Annotated in this window: 1 pseudogene; it reads right to left on the bottom strand. The window is 71.9% G+C overall.

Features of this window, described 5'->3' with window-relative positions:
• Positions 1-3,049 (bottom strand): annotated as a pseudogene (gene tpsA2 / locus HMPREF2924_RS08790) (two-partner secretion system putative hemagglutinin TpsA2); the annotation flags it as partial.

The raw sequence follows: 3,049 nt of genomic DNA, 5'->3' as shown, positions 1-3,049 counted from the left end.
GCATCGTCGCGGGCGATATCCAGCCTGCCGAGGCTGTACACATCCCCGTAGAGGTTGGTGATGTCGCCGGCGCGCAGGGTCATGTCGGCGCCACTGAACAGCAACCCGCGCTCGTTGAGCAGGGCGGGCGCGTTCAATCGCAGGTTGCCGCCGCCGCCCAGGGTGCCGTAGTTGTTCAGGCTCGCGGCGCTGGCCACGAGGTCGCCGGCAGCGGTGATCCGCCCACGGTTGACCAGCAGGTTGCCGGCGCCAAGCGTGACATTGGCGCCGCCGGCGAGGCTGGCGGCATTGCCGAGGTCGAGGCTGGCGGCGTTCAGGGCGAAGTCGCCGAGGCTGGTGGCGCGGCCGTTGCCACGGTAGCCGCCGCTCAGGTCGAGTCGCAAGCTGCCGTCGCTGGCCAGCAGGCCGTCGTTGCTCCAGTCGCCGCCGCGGCCAGTGAAGGACTGCACCGCCAGCAGCTTGCCCTCGGCCGTCTGGCGGAAGGTGCCGATGTCCAGGTTCAGCCGTCCGGCTTGCAGCACGCTGCTGTTGGTCCATTCGCTGGCGCGGATGTCCAGCAGGCCATTGGTGGTCAGTTCGCCGCCGGCGCGGATCACCTGCCCGGAATCCAGGCCGAAGGTGCCGTTGCCGGTGTGGAGGATGCGCCCACCGGCGTTGGCCAGGCTGCCCAGTTGCAGGTCGAGGTCCTGGTTGGCGCTTTCCAGCACGCCGTAGGCGTTGTTCAGGCCGCCAGCGACCAGCCGCGTGCTGCCGCTGCGGCCAAGGGCGCGCAGGCTGCCGCCGCTGTTGTCGATCGCGGCGGCGCGCAGGTGCAGCTCGCTCTCGCTTTCCAACTGGCCGAAGCGGTTGGCCAGCGCGCCGGCCAGGCTGAAGTCGATGCGCCCGGCGCCGACCTTGCCGCCCTGGCCCGCCGCCGCGCCCTGGTTGAGGAAGCGCTGGCCGTCGAGACTGAGCAGGCCGCTGGCGTAGAGGCCGCCGCCCTGGTTGTCGAAGTCGGCGGTGACGATGCGGTTGTCGCCGCCCAGCGCCGAGAGATGGCCCTGCTGGTTGCGTACGCCTTGCCCGGCGCGAATCTCCAGCGACTGCGCCTGGGTAACGCCGGCGCTGTTGTCGAACAACCCGGTGACCAGCTTCAGCCAACCCTTGGCGCTGTTGAGCACGCCGCCGGCGCCGTTGTCGAGGCTGCCGCTCTGTAGGTCGAGGTTGCCGGCCCGGCTGTCCAGGCGGCCGCCCTGGTTGTCCAGCGCGCCGCCGATACGCAGCCGGTTGTCACCCTGGGCCTGGAGCGTGCCCTGGCGGTTGTCCAGGCTGCCGGCCTGCACCTCGAGGGCGCCGGCCTGGCTGAAGATCAGGCCGTCCTGCTGGTTGCGCAGGGCGCCGCCGCCCAGGCGCAGGCTCATGCCGGCCTGGCTGGCGAGGGTGCCGGAGGCGCTGTTGTCGAGGCTGCCGGCGCTGATCTCCAGCAGCCCCTGGCTGACCAGCTTGCCGCCGCGGTTGTCGACGCTGGCGCTGCGCAGCAGCAGGTCGCCGCCGCTGGCCAGGCGCGCCGCGCCGGTGTTGACCAGGGCGCCGCCGAGGATGGCGTCGAGCCGGCCCTGGCTGATCAACTGGCCGTCGCTGTTATCCAGGCTGGCGCCCTTGAGCAGCAGGCTGCCGCCGTTGATCCGGCCGCCGGCGTTGTTCAGCAGCGTATCGTCGCGCTCGAAGCTCAGCGCGCGCCGCGCCGAGACCAGGCCGCCCTGGCCGTTGTCCAGCTTTCCGGCGATGCTCAGGGTCACGTCGCTTTCGCCGGAGACAATGCCCTGGGCGTTATCCAGGCTGGCGGCGTCGATCCGTTGCGCGCCCTTGCTGACCAGCGCGCCCTGGCCGTGGTTGTCCAACGCGCCGCCGAGGCTGATGGCCAGCTCGCCGTCCTTGCTCGAAAGGGTGCCGCCGGCGCTGTTGTCCAGGCTCCCGCCTGTCACCGTCAGGCCCTGCCATCCGGAGAGCAGGCCGGCGCCGGCGTTGCCCAGCGCGTCGGCGTCCAGGCGCAGTTTCCCGGCGCTGATGATGCGCCCCTGCTGGCCGTTGTCGATGCGCCTGGCCAGCAGCTCGAAGCCCTGCTGGCTGGAAATCTCGCCGCCCTGGCGGTTGTCGAGGACGTTCAGCCTCTCGATGCTCAGCGGGCCGCGGGCACTGATCAGGCCGCCCTGGTTGTCCAGGTCGCCGCCCCGCAGGTCGAGACTGACGCCGCGCTCGCCGATCAGCCGGCCCTGGCGTTGCACCAGGCGCTCGACCGTCAGGCGCAGGTCGCCCCGGGCGGAGATTTCGCCGCCGTCGGCGGAATCGACGCGCCCTGCCGTCAGTTCCAGTTCGCCGTCGCTGGTGAGCAGGCCGCCACGGTTGTCCAGGTTGGCGGCGCTCAGGCGCAGCGACTGCTTGCCACTGAGGGCGCCGCCACGGTTGTCGAGGTCGGCGCTGCTGACGTCCAGCACGCCCTGGCTGATCAACTGGCCACCCTCGGCGTTGTCCAGCGCGCCAGTGACGACGCTCAGGCCGGCGTTGCCGGAGAGCAGGCCCTTGCCGCTGTTGTCCAGCGAGGCGCTGGCGAGCGTCAGGCGGGCGCCGGAGACGGTGCCTTCGGCGTGGTTGTCCAGCGCGCCATCGACGCGCAGGTCGATGCCGGCGCGGCTGGCCAGGGTGCCCTTGGCGCTGTTGTCCAGGCGAGCGGCCGCGATGTCCAGGCCGGCGGCGCCGGAGATCACCCCGCCCAGGCTGTTGTCCAGGGCCTGGGCGATGCGCAGGGTCAGGCTGTCGGCGCCGATCAGGCGCCCGCCGCGGTTGTCCAGGCTGGCGGCGGCGAGGGTGAAGGCGCGGTCGCTGGAGATTTCCCCGCCGGCGCCGTTGTCCACCGCGCCGAGCTGGCGCAGCAGCAGCGCGCCGGGCGTGGCGATCAGGCCGCCGTCGCGGTTGACCAGCGTGCCGCCATTGAGGTCGAGGGTGACGCCGGTTTCGCTGACCAGGACACCGCCTCCGCGCTGGTCGAGGCCTTTCAGGTTGGCGTCGAGCA

The sequence above is a fragment of the Pseudomonas sp. HMSC063H08 genome (genome assembly GCF_001813645.1).
GTDB lineage: Bacteria > Pseudomonadota > Gammaproteobacteria > Pseudomonadales > Pseudomonadaceae > Pseudomonas > Pseudomonas aeruginosa.
The sequence above is the reverse complement of the archived record's forward strand: the minus strand, read 5'-3'. Positions and strand labels throughout refer to the sequence as shown.